This window comes from Salegentibacter sp., from assembly GCF_041642575.1.
In the GTDB taxonomy this organism is placed as follows: Bacteria; Bacteroidota; Bacteroidia; order Flavobacteriales; family Flavobacteriaceae; genus Salegentibacter.
On the sequence record NZ_JBEPWD010000029.1, the window covers coordinates 1 to 18,509 of the forward strand.

Genomic DNA, 18,509 nt, shown 5'->3' on the forward strand with positions numbered 1-18,509 from the left:
GCACTATTAAACCTGGTACATTTTTGTAAACTATTAATTTAGGTAGTCTTTAGCTTAAAGTTTTAATAAGGGTGACAAATTTTTGTCACCCTTTTTTTACCTAAAAAATTCAATGAAAGAACAAGTTTAGAAAGCAAGAGAGCGATCCGCTTTGTGTTTAGGGATCTGATTAATGCTTTTTCTTCTAAAATTTAAATTTTCATAACCTTAGTTTAAAAATTACAACATAAACTGCTGGCTTTAATTTGTTTTTTTTGTGAAAACCAAAAATTGATGAAAACTATAGAGCATTATCTCACCGATCAACAGTTATTAGTCAGTTTAAAAGATGGTAATGAAACCATATTTCCAGTTATTTTTGACAGGTACTGGAAAAGGCTTTATTCGTATGCTTTTAAATTATATCAGGACGATAAGATTTGTGAAGATATTGTTCAGGAAATATTTATTAGTCTTTGGGAAAAAGCTTCAGAATCCCAAATTTTAAATCTGGAAGCCTATTTATTAAGATCGGTAAAATATCGGGTTGCTAACCATATTAGAAGTTTGAAATTTTCTACTATTCAGGAAGAAATTCTAGAGAGTATTCCTTATCCATCAAATTCAGTGCTGAATCTAGAGTATCAGGAGTTTGAAAATGAAGTGCTTTCCCAAGTTAAAAAGTTACCACCTAGATGCCGTGAGATTTTTATCCTCAGTCGTTTTGAAAATTACAGTAATTCAGAAATTTCAGAAAAATTGGAAATTTCCATCCGAACTGTTGAAAAACAAATCAGCAATGCCCTTTCTTTTCTTAGAACCAATTTAGATGACTCTCGTTTTGCGGCGTTTATTACCGCAGTGTTGCTGCAATGTTAAGTAGTCTGGTTTACTATTAAGAGTCTTTTAAGAAGTCCAATTCTTATACGTGTTCTCTCTAAAAAATGTGACTTGTAGATAAAAGCAGGTCTTGAATAAGCACGAATTTATTTATTTAGCCGAAAAGTATGCAGCTAAAAAGGCAAATCCCCAGGAAAAGCTCGCTGTAAACATTTTTTTTAAAAAACTGCAGGAACAGGAAACTCCGTTATTGGACCTTGGGCAGGAAAAGCGCGATAAAATCTATCAAAGGATAGAGAATGAAATTTATCTCAGTAAGAATTCCCAAAAGAAATTCTGGCAAAAAATAATAGCATCAGCTGCTGTACTTTTCTTAATAACAGGTACGGTTCTGCTAAGCTTCCTTCTTGATAATACAATTACCCAGGTCGCCTCTAAAGGTGAAAAGAAGGAAATTGAACTAAATGACGGGAGTAAAATATTTTTGAATTCAGGTTCAAAAATTAGTTATCCTGAAGACTTCAAAAAAGATAGAAGAATCACTCTCGAGGGGGAAGCATTTTTTGAAGTAGCTCCAAACCCTGAGAAACCTTTCAGAATTAAAACCGGGAATACCAATACCACCGTTTTGGGTACCTCATTTAATATTAATGCATATAGCAAAGGAAAAGAGAAGATTAGCGTGAGTTCCGGGGTGGTAGAAGTTTCTTCTTTAAAAAGTCCTTCTCAAAAAATTAAACTGACCAAAAATATGCAGCTTGTTTTCCACAAGGGCAAGAAAACTCTGGTTACTACAGATACGAGTTCAAATTATAATGCCTGGACAAAAAATATAATCGTATTGGAAAAGACAAGTTTAGGTGAAACTGCCAGAATTCTTGAAAACTGGTTCGATATAGATATTCGGTTCGAAAATCCCAATTTAAAGAAGCTCACAATTTCGGGAAAATTCAAAGATGAAAACCTGGAAACCATATTACAAAGCATCGCACTTATTAAAAATTTAAAAATTGAGTATAAAACCCCTAAAACCATCATTATAAGAGGACAGCACAAAAATTTTAATTGAATTAGCCAAAAAACGAACCCGTTTCTGCTGCAACAGAAACGGGCAATAAAAAAATTAGACTACAAATTTTAATCTATAGCCAAATTGTAATGAATACTAATCTACAATTTTTTCTAAATAATATTTTTAAATCCATTGCATTTTTAGTGGTGGGTTTACATAGCTTTTTGGGTGGAATAGAAGCCCACGCCACAACTATTGAGGATACATCAATAAGTATTGAGGTTGAAAATGCATCAATTCTGGAAGTTTTTTCAGCTATTGAAGATAAAACCCGATTTACGTTTGTTTTTGATGAAAGCATAAAGCAAAATCAATATACTTTTACTTTTAACCTTGTTAATGAAAAATTAGAGAAGTTATTAAATAAAATAACTGACCAAACTGGTTTTTCATTTAAGAAGATCAACAACACCATTACGGTATATAGGAAAACGGTAAATAAAGAAAAGCCTAAACCAATACACTCACAAAACGAACAGCAAAGACTCGAAGGAATGGTTATGGATGAAGATGGCCTACCGTTGCCGGGAGTCACTATTCAAATCAAAGACAGCAACAGAGGAACGATCACTAATATGAGTGGGGAATTTTCCTTAGAGGTTGATTCAGATGATATCCTGGTCGTTTCATTTATAGGGTTTGAGACTCAGGAAATACCCGTAGAAGGTCGATTCAACATAAATATTACTCTTCAGGAAAATTTAGATTCTTTAGATGAGGTAGTAGTAATTGGATATGGTACACAGAAAGAAGAAAACGTGGTTAGTTCGGTTAGTAGAGCAAATCTGGGGAACATTGAAACCCGTCCATCGGCTAACATAGCAAGTTCTTTACAGGGAGTTGTACCCGGGTTAAATATTAGATCCTCATCTGGAGGTGATCCATCCACAACTCCTGAGATAAATATTCGGGGCTTTAATTCTATAAATGGTGGATCTCCTCTTATTATTATTGATGGGATAGAAGGTGATATTGCCAATATCAATCCAAATGATATTGAAAGTGTTACTGTTTTAAAAGATGCCGGAGCAGCAGCCATTTATGGTGCCAGAGGTTCTTTTGGGGTAGTGCTGATAACGACTAAATCCGGAAAAGAAGGCGAATTTAATGTCGAATATTCCAATAATACTGGTTTTACAACAAATACTACCCGTACCGATTTTGTGACTAATCCTGCTACCTATGCACGTTGGGTTGATGGTGCTATTGGTTCTTATCATAGCGGTTGTTATGTATGCTATGACGATGAGGACATGGAAATTGCTGAGCAGGTAGGAAATGGAGAAAGGGAGCCCTTTTATGAAGAGCAGCCTGATGGAACCTATAAGTTTTATGGGAATACTGATTTCTATGATTTACTATTTAAAGATCGTAGATCACATCAAATAAATAATATTTCAGTTTCTGGTGGTTCCGATAAACTAACCGGTGTTATCTCAGGACGAACCTATGAGCGTGAAAAGATTCAGAATATTCAGGATGCTGAGATGAAACGATATAATCTACAGCTTAAATTGAGTGCTACTCCTTATGACTGGTTAAAGTTAAGTGCTTTAAGCAGGTTTAGTAGTAGGTTTGATGAAGAATATGCAGGAACGAAAAACGGATGGGGAGGTGAATTTGGTGTTAGTAAATGGCGTGATCTTTTTCCAAATCATCCCGCCTTTGTAGACGGCTATGGGGTGAGTGTTGGACGAACCAGGAATGGATATGTTGGCCGTTTAGGTGCTCTGAAAGAAGGTGCCGCTCACAGGAAATGGCAGTATGAAAATCTGACTAATACTCTTGGTGCTGAAATTAAACCCATAGAAGGATTAGTACTTAATATGAATTATAACTATAGTATTGACCGAACAGATCGTACATTTTCTTACAAGCCATTCAGTTATCTATCAGGAGAGAAACTTGAATTAATTGAGAATGCGGGCCTTAATCGACTTAATGAATATCGTTGGAAGGATAATTATACCGCAATAAACATATATGGAACCTATACCAGGGAAATTGCAGATAAGCATAATTTCAAGTTGATGCTCGGTTTTAACCAGGAGGAGTTTGACCGGGACAGAGTGGGAATGGGAATAGAAGATTTGTTGACCAGAGACAAGGCTAATATTGCTTTTGGAACGGAGATGTTAAATATGGAAGGTTCTACTTTGGAATGGGCTATTCAGGGATATTTTGGCCGATTTAACTATGATTATGATGGTAAATATCTTTTGGAAGTTAATGCTCGTTATGACGGATCATCCCGTTTTCCCGAGAAAAATCGATGGGGGCTTTTTCCTTCTGTAGCCGCAGGTTGGATAATTGATAGGGAAGACTTTTGGACACCTCTGGAAAGCGCAATATCCTCATTAAAGCTGAAAGCATCCTACGGTAAGTTAGGAAATCAAAGTGTGGGAGTAAATACCTTCAGGCAGTTAATTGGAATGGGCAGAACCTCGTGGTTATTTGATGGAGAACAGGAGAATTATGCCAGGGTTCCTGCACCACTACCGGCTAATATTGGTTGGGAAAAAATAACCTCAACAAATGTAGGTGTGGATATGGGCTTTTTAGATGATAAATTAACTGCCTCCGCTGAATGGTATGAGCGTCATACCCGTGATATGTATTTACCGGGAGAACCACTTCCGGGTGTTTTTGGAGCCTCAGAGCCACGGCGTAATTACGCAGCCATGCGAAACAGAGGCTTTGAATTAACTCTTGGTTATAATGATCAATTTAATGTACTGGGTTCTGAGCTTTCTCTTAGTGCACAGGCAAATGTATCAAATAACCGTGGTTTAATTACAAAATTTGACAATCCAAACGGCCTGTTGAGTACCTTTTGGGAAGGGCAGCAAATTGGAGAGATATGGGGTTACCGTATAGACGGGCAATTTCAATCGGATGAAGAAGCTGCAGCATTTCAAAGCGAATACGGAAGAGATAATCTCTTTAGGGTTTACAGGGGGATACTTGATTACGGCTCCAACAGTGATTGGAACCTCCTTAGAGGGGGAGATCTTAGATATGTAGATACCGATGGGGATGGTAGTATTGATAATGGAAACAATACGCTTGAAGATCCAGGGGATTTGGTTCCAATTGGTAATGCAATGCCTCAGTTCCCATTTGGTTTTAATGTAAATGCTTCATGGAAAAACTTTGATGTCACGGTTATTGGACAGGGAGTTGCCAAACAAGACTGGTATCCAAACGGGCCATTGTATTGGGCTACATTCCACAGGCCATATACTTCTTTTATAAGAAAAGATCTTTTAGACCAGGTTTGGGATCCTGCGCATCCTAACGATCCGAACAGGATTTACCCTCAAAGGCAAAGGGCTTATAATGCCTTAAGTGCCGGCCGTATGTCTTATAATTACAATGACCACTTTTTAACAAACATTGGGTATTTAAGGATTAAAAACCTTACTGTGGGGTACACCATTCCACCAAGCCTTACTAATAAAGTCAATATTAAAAGGCTAAGGATTTTCCTTAGTGGAGAGAATATGTTTACCTGGTCTTTTGGAGGCTTAACGAAATATTTAGATCCGGAAGAGGTGGGAGCGCATGTAAGTTATTCCAACCCTAATAATGTAAGCGGAAGATCGGCTACCAATACCCAATTATATCCTATGGGCAAGACCTTTTCAGCCGGCTTGCAAATCAACCTGTAATTTTTCAATTGAAATAAGGAGATTATCAAATACATGAAATTAACAATGATAAAAATGAAAAAAATAGACATAAAGAGTAGAATAATTCAAATGTCTGCGGTAGTAATTTTGACCTTCATTATGGCAGGCTGTGAGGCGGATATACTTGAACAATCACCTGGTGATGCAGTTACTTCCGATGAATTCTTCAACACCGGTGCCGACTTAAAGGCTTACACCAATGACTTGTATGCGATGTTGCCAACTACATCTGTATATATGGATGATTCGCATTCAGATAATATTTTAGGTGTAAGTGCTGGTGACAGACTCCGGGGAACACGCATTGTTCCTACTGACAGGGGTAGCGGGGGATGGTCCTGGGGCTACCTGCGAAGAATTAATTATTTTCTGGAAAATTATGATAGGGTAGACGATGAAGAGGCCACGGCACAATATTCTGGAATAGCCCGGTTTTTTAGAGCCTACTTTTATTTCGAAAAAGTCCAACGATTTGGTGATGTGCCATGGTATAGCGAAGTAATTGATCTGGAGGATGAAGAGCTATTATATAAAGCGCGGGATTCACGAGAGTTGGTAATGGATTCCATTATGGCTGATATTGATTATGCCATTGAGAATATTCCTGCGGAAAAGGAGTTAAATCGCATCACTAAATATACAGCTCTCATTTTAAAAGCCCGGATTGCTCTCTTTGAGGGAACTTTTAGGAAATACCATGGGATGGAAGATTATGTGCGATTTTTGGAGGAATCTTCTTCAGCCGCAAAAGAATTGATGGATTCCGGGGCCTATTCCCTTTATACCGCCGGAGGTGAAGAGCAGGCATATCTCGACCTATTTGCCATGGAAAACCAGAACACCACTGAAACTATTTTAGCTGTGGATTTTGAATTTGGTTTAAGAACTCACGATCTGGCTTATAGGATGACAGCACCAACACAGGGAAGATGGGGCTTAACAAAAGAGCTGGTCAACAGTTATTTAATGACTGACGGAACACCGTTTACCGATCAATCTGGATATGAAACCATGGAGTTTTATGAAGAGATGCAGAATCGGGACCCAAGGTTGACACAAACTACAGCAGGACCTGATTTTGCAACCTTTGGTTCGCAGGATCCTGAACCTGTAAATTTGGATATAACCAGAACAGGCTACAGAGTGATCAAAGGATTGCCTCCAAAAGGGCCTCAATGGGGATCGGGTGGTTCATTTAATGATGTTATCCTTTTCCGGTATGCAGAAGCCTTGTTGATTTATGCTGAAGCAAAAGCAGAACTCGGTACATTGACCCAGGGTGATTTGGATAACTCAATTAATAAATTAAGGGACCGCGTAGGTTTACCACATCTGAACATGGCAGAGGCTAATGCTAATCCCGATCCTTTTCAGGAGAGTCTATACGATAATGTGGAGCAGGGAGCCAATAAAGGTGTAATCCTGGAAATTCGTCGCGAACGTAGGGTTGAATTGGTGAATGAAGGGTTACGTTGGGACGACTTAATGAGATGGAAGGAAGGTAAAAAAGTGGAAGAACCAATAGAAGGTATTTACTTTTCTGAATTAGGTGCCTATGATTTCAATAATGATGGCCGCTTTGATGTATATGTACACGATGGTGATACCTCAGGGGCACCGGATGAAGTAACTTCTACAATAAACACAAATGAAAGACCACTTACAGAGGGCACTTCGGGCAACCTACTTTTATTCGAGGGTGGGAGTTTTGATGAAACCAGAGACTATTATTATCCTATACCTATGGAAGACTTAGAGCTGAATGAAAATTTAGAACAAAATCCTGGATGGTAATAATTGATACATGCTAAGAGGTATTTAAATAATACTGTTTGCTCATAAAATCAAATAATTAAATTTTTTAAAATGATAAAAAAAATAATTCTAGGAATTTTCCTATCAGGAACGTGCTCGCTTTTCGCACAGCAAACTTTAAGCGGAGTGGTTTTTGAAGATGCCAATCAAAACGGCAAAAAAGACCGTCGTGAAAAAGGAATCGCTGAGGTAGCCGTAACTAACGGTACTAATGTTGTTCTTACCAATCAAGAAGGAAAATATGAACTTCCAGTTGGCCAAGATGATATTATTTCCGTCATAAAACCTTCAGGATATAAAGTTGGAAAAAATGAAGATAACCTGCCTCAATTCTTTTATATCCATAAACCTAAAGGTTCACCAGACTTAAAATTTAAAGGGGTGGAGCCAACGGGAAAATTACCAAAATCGGTTGATTTTGCTTTAATTCCTTCCGAAGAGAAAGAAGATTTTACCACGCTTATTTTTGGAGACCCGCAGCCCTATAATCAACAGCAGGTCGATTATTTTGCCAGGGGCATAGTGTCTGAAGTTGAAGGTATAGAAAATGTGCCTTTCGGCTTGAGCCTTGGAGATTTAGTGGGTGATAATCTTGATCTTTTTAATCCGTATATAAAAGCGGTAAAGCGGGTGGGAATTCCTTGGTATAATGTATTGGGAAACCACGATATCAATTTTGATGTGGAAAACGATACACTTTCCGATGAAACCTACGAGGCCCATTTTGGCCCTGCCAACTATGCGTTTAATTATGGAAAGGTGCATTTCATTGTTTTAGATGATGTGCTGTATCCAGATCCCCGGGATGGAAAAGGTTACTGGGGTGGTTTTCGGGAAGACCAGTTTGAGTTTATAGAAAACAACCTGAAACATGTTCCTAAAGATCGTTTAATAGTAGTCGCTTTACATATTCCGCTTAGTGAACCTGAAGGAAGAGATACTTTTAGGGATGAAGATAGAGACAGGCTTTTTGAGCTTTTGAAAGATTTCCCAAATACTCTTTCGCTTTCTGCCCATACACATATCCAAGGTCAAAATTTCTTCGGAAAAGTAGAAGGGTGGCAGCAGGATAAGCCTCACCATCATTATAATGTGGGAACCACTTCCGGAGATTGGTACTCCGGAAAATTAGACGAAAATAATGTTCCGGTTTCCACTATGCGTGACGGGACACCAAAGGGTTACGCATTTATTAATTTCGACGGAAATGAGTATAGCATAGATTATAAAGTAGCAGGACAACCAGCCGATTATCAAATGGAAGTTTTTGCGCCAAAAGTAGTGGCCAAAGGCAGGAGAACCAAGGCAGGAATTTATGTGAACTTCTTTATGGGGACTGAAGGTGATGAGGTTTTATACCGAATTGATGATGGAGAATGGAAAGAAATGCAATATATAGAAGATTATGATCCCTCCTATATAGAAATGGTGTATGAATGGGATTCAACTGAAGAACTAATGCCAGGGAGGAGATCTTCCAACCCTGTAAAAAGCACACATTTGTGGCGTGGTAACATTCCTACAAAACTGGAAGCCGGGGAGCATAGTATTGAAATAAAGGCTACCGATATGTACGGAAAAACCCATACTGCAAAAAGTGGTTATCGTTTAGCGGAACCCGCTGAGTAGTTTTTTCAAGTTTTTGTTTGAGTAATAAGGCCTGCCCAGGGTTCGCTAAATTTACGGCAGGCCTTTATTTTTAATAAAAATTAAAAAGATGAAAATTATAAAAACCGTTTTACTATCGTTTCTAATGCTTTCTATTGGTTGCAAGAACAATCAGGAGCAAAAAAAAGATTTACGGGAAACCGAAGCCCCAAGTATTAAGGTTCAGGTGCAGGGTCACCGGGGAGATAGAGGTAATTTCCCGGAAAACACTATTCCCGCTTTTATAAGCGCGGTAAAAAAGGGCGCCGAGGTAATCGAGCTGGATGTGGTGATTTCTAAAGATAAAAAAGTGGTTGTGTCTCACGAGCCATTTATGCATTCATTGTATGTATTGACCCCTTTAGGAGATAGTATTTCTGAAGAAAACCAGGAAAACTTTAATCTTTACGAGATGACTTACGATAGCATCAGAAGGTTTGATGTTGGTTCTAAAGGAAACCGATTATTCCCTGAACAACAAAAACAAATTACGTATAAGCCATTACTGGCTGAAGCTATTGATTCAGCAGAAAATTTTATTAAAAAGAATAATCAGGAATCAGTTAAATATAATATTGAACTGAAAAGTTCCGAAAATAAATATGGTACTTATCAGCCAGAGCCAAAAGAATTTGTGAAGTTGGTTATGGAGGTAATTCAGGATAAAAACCTCAGACAAAAGATGAATTTGCAATCTTTTGATGTAAATATTCTAAATGAAATCCATGAAAGTTACCCAGAAGTGGAAATCGCTTATCTGGTTTCAAAAGAAGGTATAGAAAAGAATCTTGATCTGTTGAATTTTCATCCTGAAATCTATAGCCCCCATTATTCCCTGGTAAAAGATGCTACTTTTGTAGATTCGATTAAAACTCAAGGAATGCAATTAATTCCGTGGACGGTAAATGAGACCCGGGCTATTGAAAGAATGATTGATTTAAATGTAGATGGGATTATTACAGATTATCCCGAACGGATATTAAAGATGAGAAAAGAAGCCAATTAAAAAAGTCGATATTCTTTGAGGTACTACTTTAATCCTCCAGGCTTTTATGTTCCAGTAAAAATTTTAAATGCTCACTTTAAAACTTAACATTGGTATTAAATTTAAGTTTATTTAAAGTAATATTTTTGCAATCAAAAATACTTGAGTAGTGGTAGAAGTAAAGATGGGAATGCGAGAGCATTTTTATATTGAGAATAGGAAAACTTTACAACTATATTATATTGTACATCAGGGGAATTGTCCATTGCTTCCTCAAAACTCCGGACGGTCTTTGCTGGGAGAGTTTTCTGACTTTGAAGAAATGTTAGAGGTAACCGGGAAGGGCAAAAGTGAGGTTCAAAAATGTCAGGTATGCTTTTTTTAAGGAAGAGTGATTAATTAACTTCAATACACTTTTTTGTTACCGCCCTTTTAATAAAAACCTTCGACTGCCAGGTTTTATCGAGATTACTGATTTATTTAACCTGGTTTCTTAGAAAATTACTATACCATTTACCTGAAGCTTTTATTGTTCTTTTTTGGGTCTGGTAATCTACGTGTACCAGCCCAAATCTCGGGCGAAATCCCTCTGCCCATTCAAAATTATCTGTGAAAGACCAAACGAAATAGCCCTTTACATTCATTCCTTCCTTTTTTGCCTGAAGCACCGCCTTAAGGTATCCTTTTAAATAATTGGTTCTTCTTTTATCATTAATTCTCCCATCTTCTATGATGTCTTTAAATGCTGCACCATTTTCAGTAACATAGATATCCCTAACTTTTTTGTAGCTGTTAAATTTTTTCAGCATTTGGTAGATTGAATCGGGATATATCTCCCATTTCATAGCAGTAATGGGGACTTTTCTTTTTTCAGCTTTGATATTTCTAGCCTTAATGTAGGGCACAAACCAGGAATGTTTAATAATCTCCCTGGTGTAATTTTGTACACCTATAAAATCGAAATCAAACTGTAATAATGCCTTATCCCCGGGAAGCTGATATTTTTCCATCTTTTTAAGAAATTTAAGGTCTTCAACCGGGTATCCCATTCCTAATGCAGGCTCGATAAACAAGCGGTTTACCAAAGCATCTATTCTTTGGGCTGCCATGATGTCTTTTTGAATTGGACGGGATGGCTCAATAAAGGAACAAGAAAAAGTTGTACCTACCTTGGCGAGGGGATAATATTGTTTTATAATTCTCGCTCCTTCTGCCTGGCATAAGGCAGCGTGGTGGATTGCCGGCAAAAAGTTTTTCATTCCCCTTTTTCCGGGAGCGTGAACTCCTAAAAAGTATCCGGCACCTACAAATACCAGGGGCTCATTAAGAACCATCCAGTTTTTGACTCTGTCGCCAAAACATTGTACACAAAGAGTTACATAGTCTTTAAACCAGGATATAATTTCTCTATTTGTCCAACCTCCTTTTTGTTCCAGGGCAGCAGGAAGATCCCAATGATAAAGTGTTACCCATGGTTCAATATCAAGAGCCAGGCATTTATCTATAAGTTTGTTATAAAAGTCGATTCCTTCAGGGTTTGGAACACCTACGCCGGCCGGGATCACTCTTGACCACGAAATTGAGAACCTGAAATTATGAATGTTTAGATCTTTCATTAAATAAAGGTCTTCCTCGTATTTGTTGTAAAAATCGCAAGCGATATTTCCGTTATGAGCCTGATAAATTTTACCACGCTTCGCAGTAAAAATATCCCAGATGGATGGCCCTTTCCCATCGGCCTGGTGGCTACCTTCTATTTGATATGCGGCTGTTGATACTCCCCATTTAAAATCCTTGCCAAAATCCTCCCTTTTTAGGGAAAGCTTTTTTTCCTGTTCCTCTTTTACCATCACATTTATGCAAAAGATGGAAATAGGTTATTAAAAAAACATGAACCTGTATTTTCTGTTTTCATTTATTTATTAAGGGTTCACCCTTCCCAAAAATGCGCTGTTGATCACACTTAGGTTGGATAAAAGATGTTCGTTAAAAAGTGTTTCGATAATTTCCTGGGTAATATCCGGGTAATTCACGCTTATCACCCTATCTTCCTTTAACCAGTTTTCAATTTCCGGGTATTGTTTTTTCTTAAGGTTTTTTAGCACTGTAACTCCTAAGTATTGAAGAGCAGCAGCGTTGCAATGCTGTTCATATTGATTATCCATAGGAACTACCAGGAGTTTCTTTTTCAAAAACAAGGCTTCTGCCGGAGTTTCAAACCCTGCACCACATAGAATGCCTGTACTGGATGCCATACTTTCTAGGAAGGCTTCATTGCTTATTGGTCTTATTGAAACATTGTCACAGCTATACTCCTTGTTGTTATGCTTTGAAAAAACCTCCCATTTGATATCTCTAAATCGGGATAGGATCTTAATAATCTTTTTATCGCTGTAAGCCGGTAGGTAAACTGTATAATGACCTTTGTTGGAAACAAAGAGTTCCCGCACCTGTTTTCTTATTACGGGGGTATAGGTATGATCATTAAATTTTTCAAAGTGAAAGCCATATCTTGCTGTGGCGGGAGCATAATATTTCAGGATGAACTTTCCTATTTTGTCCCTGTGTCTCGGTAATGGTGCTTCACTGGATAAAACAGCGCATTGATGACTCAGGGCAATGCAGGGTTTTCTTTTCAGGTAACAGGCCCAGGCAGAAATGGGCTCAAAATCGTTGATCACGATATCATAAATTTCAACAGGAACTTTATTGATCTCTCTTAGAATCCTTTTGATGTTATTCTGAAGAAAGGTTTGCCATAAGTCTACACCTCCCTTTTTGCCAAAGATGAATCCAATTCCCTTCATCTGGTACTCTACTGGATAAGGTAAGGCAACATCTGCCTGTGTCCCGCTAATTAAAATATCCACCTCTCCAATATTCATAAGAATAGGTATGATATCTCTTGCTCTGCTTAGGTGTCCGTTCCCGGTGCCTTGGATAGCGTATAATATTTTCATATTTTTTTTAAAAGTGTTATTTAAGGCTTAACGAAATTTAATTCCTTCACCAGGTTTTGAAATAATTCATTGCTGTTCATACTTACCTCCTTAAACTTTTTAGCCCGTGCTGCCGCGACCCTTTGATGATCTTCATTAAAATAATAAAGCTCCCAGCTCCCGTTTTGATATTCTAAAGCAGTTAAGTTTTCTATCCAGTCCCCGGAATTAAGATAGGTGACTTCACCATCCTTAGCCTTTATTTTCCTGATTTCCGGTTGATGGATATGGCCGCAGATCACATAATGATATTCATTGGAAATGGCAATTTCTGCAGCGGTTTGTTCAAAATCATTTATAAATTTGACTGCACTCTTCACACTGTTCTTAATTTTTTTGGAAAGGGATAATTTGCCTCTCCCCATTCCTTCAGAAACATAATTGAACACCCTGTTGATTAATATCAAACTGTCATATCCCTTCGCCCCCAGTTTTGCCAGCCACTTGGAGTTTTGCATCGTAACATCAAAAACATCTCCGTGAAATATCCAGGTTTTTTTACCGTCCAGATTAAGAACTACTTTATTTACAATTTTAAGGGACCCCATTTCAAAACCAACAAATTTCCTAAGCATCTCATCGTGGTTACCAGTGACATAGTAAACTTTTACCCCCTGTGCTAAAAACCCTGTAATACATTTTATGACTTGCATATGGGATTCCGGCCAGTAACTCTTATGGAACTGCCAAATATCAATTATGTCGCCATTGAGGATCAATATTTCAGGCTGTACACTTTTGAGGTAACTCAGGAGTTCTCTTGCGTGGCAACCATAGGTGCCCAGATGAATGTCAGAAATGACGACGACCTCTACTTTGCGTTTTTTCATCGTTTTGAGATTTTAATTTTCGAAATGGATTAATGAAGCAATGACTGTTATGCCTTCCTGAAGAAAGAAAGGAGGAAGAATATGAAAGAAATAGATGTATAATTATAAATTCCTGAAAAATAAATGAGGGACTACCTCCTTTAAGTTTTAAAAAGGCAGGCAATCCGGAGAAGAAAAAAAGGGGAGAGAAGACCTGGTGCTTTCGTTTAGAAGCTTGGACATTATCTAATGGTCGATTTTCCAATAATACCAGATTTAATTTTGAAGCAATTTAAAAATGAAACCCGGTGTATTGATCACATAATCATTAAATTACCTTTAAGAAATTGCTTTCTTTTAATTTTATAACCCAAAAAAGGGTGTAGATTTTTTAACACCCTTACTTTTTGGCTAATTCAAACAAACCTGACAATCCAACCTTGGCTATGGTTGATATATAATTAATTGTCGCCGCAAATTTACTTCAACAAGCCTATTGCTGTATTAACTTAAAATGAAGTCATTAATAAGAAAGCATTATTCCTTTAGTGGTAAAGAAAGTTATTCAGGAGAAAATCTTCAGCGAAGAATGGGGTTCCAAGCTTTGGATGGGAATATCCTGGAGAGGTAATGCTTCTATTAGGAAAGAAATAATTGAGTTATTTGATTATGCGATCTTTAAAACTGCTATTACAGAAGAACTAATATATTCGATTCCAATAGCAATAACAATAAAACCTATAATTCTGGAAATAGCATTTATTCCTGAAGCTCCAAGGAATTTTACGATATAGTGCGAACCTCTGAGCATGAGAAAGGTAGTAAAGCAAACAGCCATAATAGCAGAAATAACAATTACCTTTTGAGCAAATAGATCATACTGCTCATAAAGCCCAATGAGAAGGGAAATAGAACCAGGCCCTGCCAGCATAGGAATAGCCAGTGGAGTGAGTGAAATTGCATCCCTTTGAAAGGCATCTTCTTTTACGCGCTCTTTTTCCATTCCCTTGTGCTTGGAAAAGGACCCGGTAAGCAAGGCAAAACCTGAAGTGGTAATAATTAAACCACCCGCAATCCTTAGCGATTCAATACTTATTCCAAAGAAATGAAGAATATACCTACCTACGAAAAAAGATATAACCAAAATTACCAAAACATTTATAGAGGTGAATAAGGAAATTTTTGAACGTTCTTTTTGAGAATGTTCCTGGGTTAACCCAACAAATATTGGCAATGTCCCCAAGGGGTTTATTACAGAGAACAATGCAGCAAACACAACAATGAATAATTCCATTTTTTCTGCAAAAATGCACCTGCTTTTTCATTTGTAAATTATACTGTTGTTAAATAAAAATTATGAAATCTCTTTATAGATAAAACTTAATAACAACACAGCTGCATTGGATTGAACCTGCGTCAGGGGAATAGGCCTCAGGTTTAACTGCTTAATTTTTGCAATTTCAGGATCATTTACGGTATACACTTCCAAAGTATTAGACCTTTTCCTAATTCTCTTTCTGGTGAGAATAAAATAAATTCCTGAAATACAGAACAAAGCAGATAGCAGGTAAATAACAGTAAAACTGAGCTTAAACCACAGAGAATAAGGGGCGATCCAGATATAAAAAAGAAGACCGGTCAATAAGATAAGACAGCACGTAAAGAAGATTTGCCCAAGTTGTGAATCTGTTTCCCGAAGCAGATAGGTAAATAAATCCAGGAGCTTTGCCCTTAGCCGAAGAGTAAAAACTGCAAAACGCTCCAAAAACATCTTATCTTTCTTGTGATTACCTAACTAAAGATAAAGAAAAGAAAGAATTGTCGGGTCTTAAACTTGTGCTCAGTCGAGTTTCAGGTAATAAGAAGTGCTTCGTCCGCCCCCCTCTTTGACAAGAATTCCTTTATCATAAAGATCCTGGAGATCTCTGGTGGCAGTTGCTTTCGAGGTTCTATTCAAAGAAACATATTTTCTTGCATTAATGCCGCCTTCAAATCCTTCCGGGCCTGATTCAAACATTCTTTTTAGAGCCTTCAATTGTCTTTCATTAAGTTTACTTTTGAACCGGTCGAAAAACTTAGTTTTTTTCAGAGTAAAAGCAACTAAAGATTCGGCATCTTTTTGAGCAGTAATTGTTGTATTTATGAAATAAGTTATCCAGGGAGTAATTTCATTTTTTCGTTGAGCTCGTTGTAATTCGTCATAATAATCCTTCTTATTGTTTTCAATGGTTTTAGAAAGACTGAGTAATACAGGCCTTCGCATAAATTGTGAAAGGGCTTTTTCTGAAATGGCTCTTCCAATTCTTCCGTTGCCGTCCTCAAAAGGATGTATTGATTCAAAATAAAGGTGGGCAATGGCCGCTCGAATAATGGGTTTTCTTATTTCTGTTTTGCCTCCATGGGCTGTGTCATTAAACCATTGAATAAACCTTTTCATTTCAGAAGGAACTACTTTAGAAGGAGGAGCTTCGTAATGGATTATTTCTCTACCCATGGCACCCGAAACAATTTGCATGGGTTCCTTGTGACTACGCCATTTTCCCGCTTCAATTCTACTATTTCCTTTCATAAGCATCCCGTGCCATGTTAAAAGACTGCTTTTTGTTAATGCCTGTTGATAATTTTGCTGAGCATCTACCATTAATTCAGAAATTCCCTGTGCACTAAGATCTTTAGTTGTATATTTTGTGTAAAGCCCCAGGTTATTTTTAATAGAAGACATCACGTCTTTCCTGTCAAGATATTCACCCTCAATTTCTGAGGTTTTGATTGCTTCCGAAACCAAAACTTCAATTATGGATTCCATTTTAATATCCTGGGGTAATCCTTCTAATATTCCATTAATTCTTCCGCTTCTTTCAGAAAATTCAAAAAGGAGATCCTCTACATGTTGTGTAGAATACTGAAATTTTGGCCAGTCAGGTTGTTGCCAATTGTATTTCATGAGCCGAATAAATTAATTAATCGGCTCAAATATACGTAATTTTTGATTTGTTTGTTTTGTTATTCGGCTCAGGATATTTGTGATGGCTGCAGATGTTTTAATACTTTTCAAGAACGAAATCTTTAGACCTGTATTTTAATTCTTCTTCTTTTTATTACCTGTAGATTTCTGAACCTCTTTTTCTGCCAGTTTACTTTTTAATACATTCATATCATCACTAATCTTTCGGTCTACGATTTTAGCATAATGCTGGGTGGTTCTAAGATCCCTATGTCCCAACATTTTACTTACAGATTCTATAGGAACACCATTGGTAAGTGTAATTGTAGTTGCAAAGGTATGTCGGGCCAGATGAGTGGTAAGGGGTTTGGTAATTCCGCATAGTGCAGCGATTTCCTTTAAAAATGCATTGGATTTCTGGTTGCTTAGCACCGGTAAAACATACTTGCCGTCTTTCACCTCAGGATGATCTTGATAGCGATCTAAAATTTCTTCTGCAACAGGTAACAGCGGAATACTGCTTAAGGATTTTGTTTTGGTTCTTTTTATGCGAATCCATTTACCACCGTCTATGCCTTTGTTAATATCAGCACTACTCAATTTTTTCACATCAGAATAGGCCAGGCCGGTATAACAGCTAAAGACAAACATGTCCCGAACCAGTTTCAGGCGATCCAGGTGAAGGTCTTTCTGGATCAGTGTTTGAACTTCTTCCTCATTCAAGAATTCACGTTCCACCGTTTCAAACTGTACCTTGTAATTATAGAAAGGATCCCGGTCCATCCACTGGTTGGCCAAAGCAATGCGAATGATTTTTTTAAAATTGTTGACATACTTCAGGGCTGAATTGTGGTTACACTCCCGCTTGGTCTTGAGGAAATATTCTAATTTAGAGATGAATTGATGATTAATATCATTCATAGGATAATCCTCGGTGTTATATTCCTCCATAAGGAATTGCTCAATATGATTATAACATGTCCAGTAACGCTTTGCCGTACTCTTAGAGATACTTTTACCCGATAAGCGATCCATTTGTTCGTTATGCTCTTTAAAGACTTTCAGGGTCATCTTTGGCTTCTTTCTATTTACCCCTTTAAATTCATCAAGAATACTTTTGGAAGAAATAATTTTATTTTTTTCAATCAAGTCTTGATGTATGTTCTTAATCTTATTCCTAAGAACATTGATATAATTATTCAGTTCTGTCGCTTCGGGACTTTTGCCCAGCATTTTTTCAGACTTAGGATGCCATTTCCTGGGATCAACTTTGCGATTTATGCTTATTGCAGATCGCTTATTATTTACAGATATCCTTAAATAAATATCACTCTCAGCAGATTTGTTGCTTCTGCTTTTTCTAAGGTAAAAACTAAGTTGATAAAAAGTGCTCATATTTTTGGTTATAAAATTGGCACTTAAAGTAGTAAAAAATGATATACGAAATGAAACTTTAATATTTTGTAAAGAATTGATATTAAGTGGTTTTGAGTAGTTCTGGTTACCAATTTTTCTCGAAAAAATTGGTAACCAGATTGGTAACCAGAAATATGTATTTTTTTGATATTAAACAATATCATTAAAAACAAAAAACCCTGTGAATCATAGGATTACAGGGTTTTTGATGTCATTTGATAGGTAAAAAGTGGAGTCGGAGGGGTTCGAACCCTCGTCCAAACAAGCAATTCAGCAGCTTTCTACACGTTTAGTCTTCGCTTGGTTGTCGA

Annotated in this window: 12 protein-coding genes; 6 read left to right on the plus strand and 6 right to left on the minus strand. The window is 37.2% G+C overall.

The window, feature by feature from the left end:
• Positions 1 to 273: 273 nt before the first annotated feature.
• The 6 genes from ACESK1_RS06620 to ACESK1_RS06645 all read left to right on the plus strand — a co-directional run bounded on the left by ACESK1_RS06620 (position 274) and on the right by ACESK1_RS06645 (position 10,051).
• A complete protein-coding gene (locus tag ACESK1_RS06620; RefSeq protein ID WP_372919174.1) occupies positions 274 to 858 on the plus strand; it encodes an RNA polymerase sigma-70 factor in 585 nt (194 codons plus the stop codon).
• A gap of 91 nt (positions 859 to 949) precedes the next feature.
• Positions 950 to 1,888 carry a FecR family protein gene (locus tag ACESK1_RS06625; protein WP_372919176.1) on the plus strand — a complete coding sequence of 313 codons (939 nt, stop codon included), beginning with the start codon at positions 950 to 952 and terminating at the stop codon, positions 1,886 to 1,888.
• A gap of 89 nt (positions 1,889 to 1,977) precedes the next feature.
• Entirely contained in the window at positions 1,978 to 5,562 is a 3,585-nt protein-coding gene (locus ACESK1_RS06630) for a TonB-dependent receptor (protein WP_372919178.1), read from the plus strand.
• A 54-nt stretch (positions 5,563 to 5,616) separates the two neighbouring features.
• The gene (locus ACESK1_RS06635; protein WP_372919180.1) at positions 5,617 to 7,377 is read left to right on the plus strand and encodes a RagB/SusD family nutrient uptake outer membrane protein; all 1,761 of its coding nucleotides are present in this window, start codon (positions 5,617 to 5,619) and stop codon (positions 7,375 to 7,377) included.
• A 72-nt stretch (positions 7,378 to 7,449) separates the two neighbouring features.
• A complete protein-coding gene (locus ACESK1_RS06640; protein WP_372919182.1) occupies positions 7,450 to 9,027 on the plus strand; it encodes a calcineurin-like phosphoesterase C-terminal domain-containing protein in 1,578 nt (525 codons plus the stop codon).
• Between the two features lie 88 nt (positions 9,028 to 9,115).
• Entirely contained in the window at positions 9,116 to 10,051 is a 936-nt protein-coding gene (locus ACESK1_RS06645) for a glycerophosphodiester phosphodiesterase family protein (protein ID WP_372919184.1), read from the plus strand.
• A 455-nt stretch (positions 10,052 to 10,506) separates the two neighbouring features.
• Here the strand turns inward: ACESK1_RS06645 and ACESK1_RS06650 are convergent, their stop codons facing one another.
• The 6 genes from ACESK1_RS06650 to ACESK1_RS06675 all read right to left on the minus strand — a co-directional run bounded on the left by ACESK1_RS06650 (position 10,507) and on the right by ACESK1_RS06675 (position 18,177).
• Positions 10,507 to 11,880 (minus strand): GH1 family beta-glucosidase, encoded by a 1,374-nt coding sequence (locus ACESK1_RS06650; protein WP_372919210.1) that lies wholly within the window; start codon positions 11,878 to 11,880, stop codon positions 10,507 to 10,509.
• A 72-nt stretch (positions 11,881 to 11,952) separates the two neighbouring features.
• Complete coding sequence (locus tag ACESK1_RS06655; protein ID WP_372919186.1) at positions 11,953 to 12,990, minus strand: glycosyltransferase family protein; 1,038 nt, start codon at positions 12,988 to 12,990, stop codon at positions 11,953 to 11,955.
• 20 nt (positions 12,991 to 13,010) lie between these two features.
• A complete protein-coding gene (locus tag ACESK1_RS06660; protein WP_372919188.1) occupies positions 13,011 to 13,859 on the minus strand; it encodes a UDP-2,3-diacylglucosamine diphosphatase in 849 nt (282 codons plus the stop codon).
• Between the two features lie 646 nt (positions 13,860 to 14,505).
• On the minus strand, positions 14,506 to 15,132 hold the full coding sequence (locus ACESK1_RS06665; RefSeq protein WP_372919190.1) for a MarC family protein: 627 nt from the start codon (positions 15,130 to 15,132) through the stop codon (positions 14,506 to 14,508).
• 546 nt (positions 15,133 to 15,678) lie between these two features.
• Entirely contained in the window at positions 15,679 to 16,782 is a 1,104-nt protein-coding gene (locus ACESK1_RS06670) for a Fic family protein (RefSeq protein ID WP_372919192.1), read from the minus strand.
• 135 nt (positions 16,783 to 16,917) lie between these two features.
• On the minus strand, positions 16,918 to 18,177 hold the full coding sequence (locus tag ACESK1_RS06675) for a site-specific integrase (protein WP_372919194.1): 1,260 nt from the start codon (positions 18,175 to 18,177) through the stop codon (positions 16,918 to 16,920).
• Positions 18,178 to 18,509 lie beyond the last annotated feature (332 nt).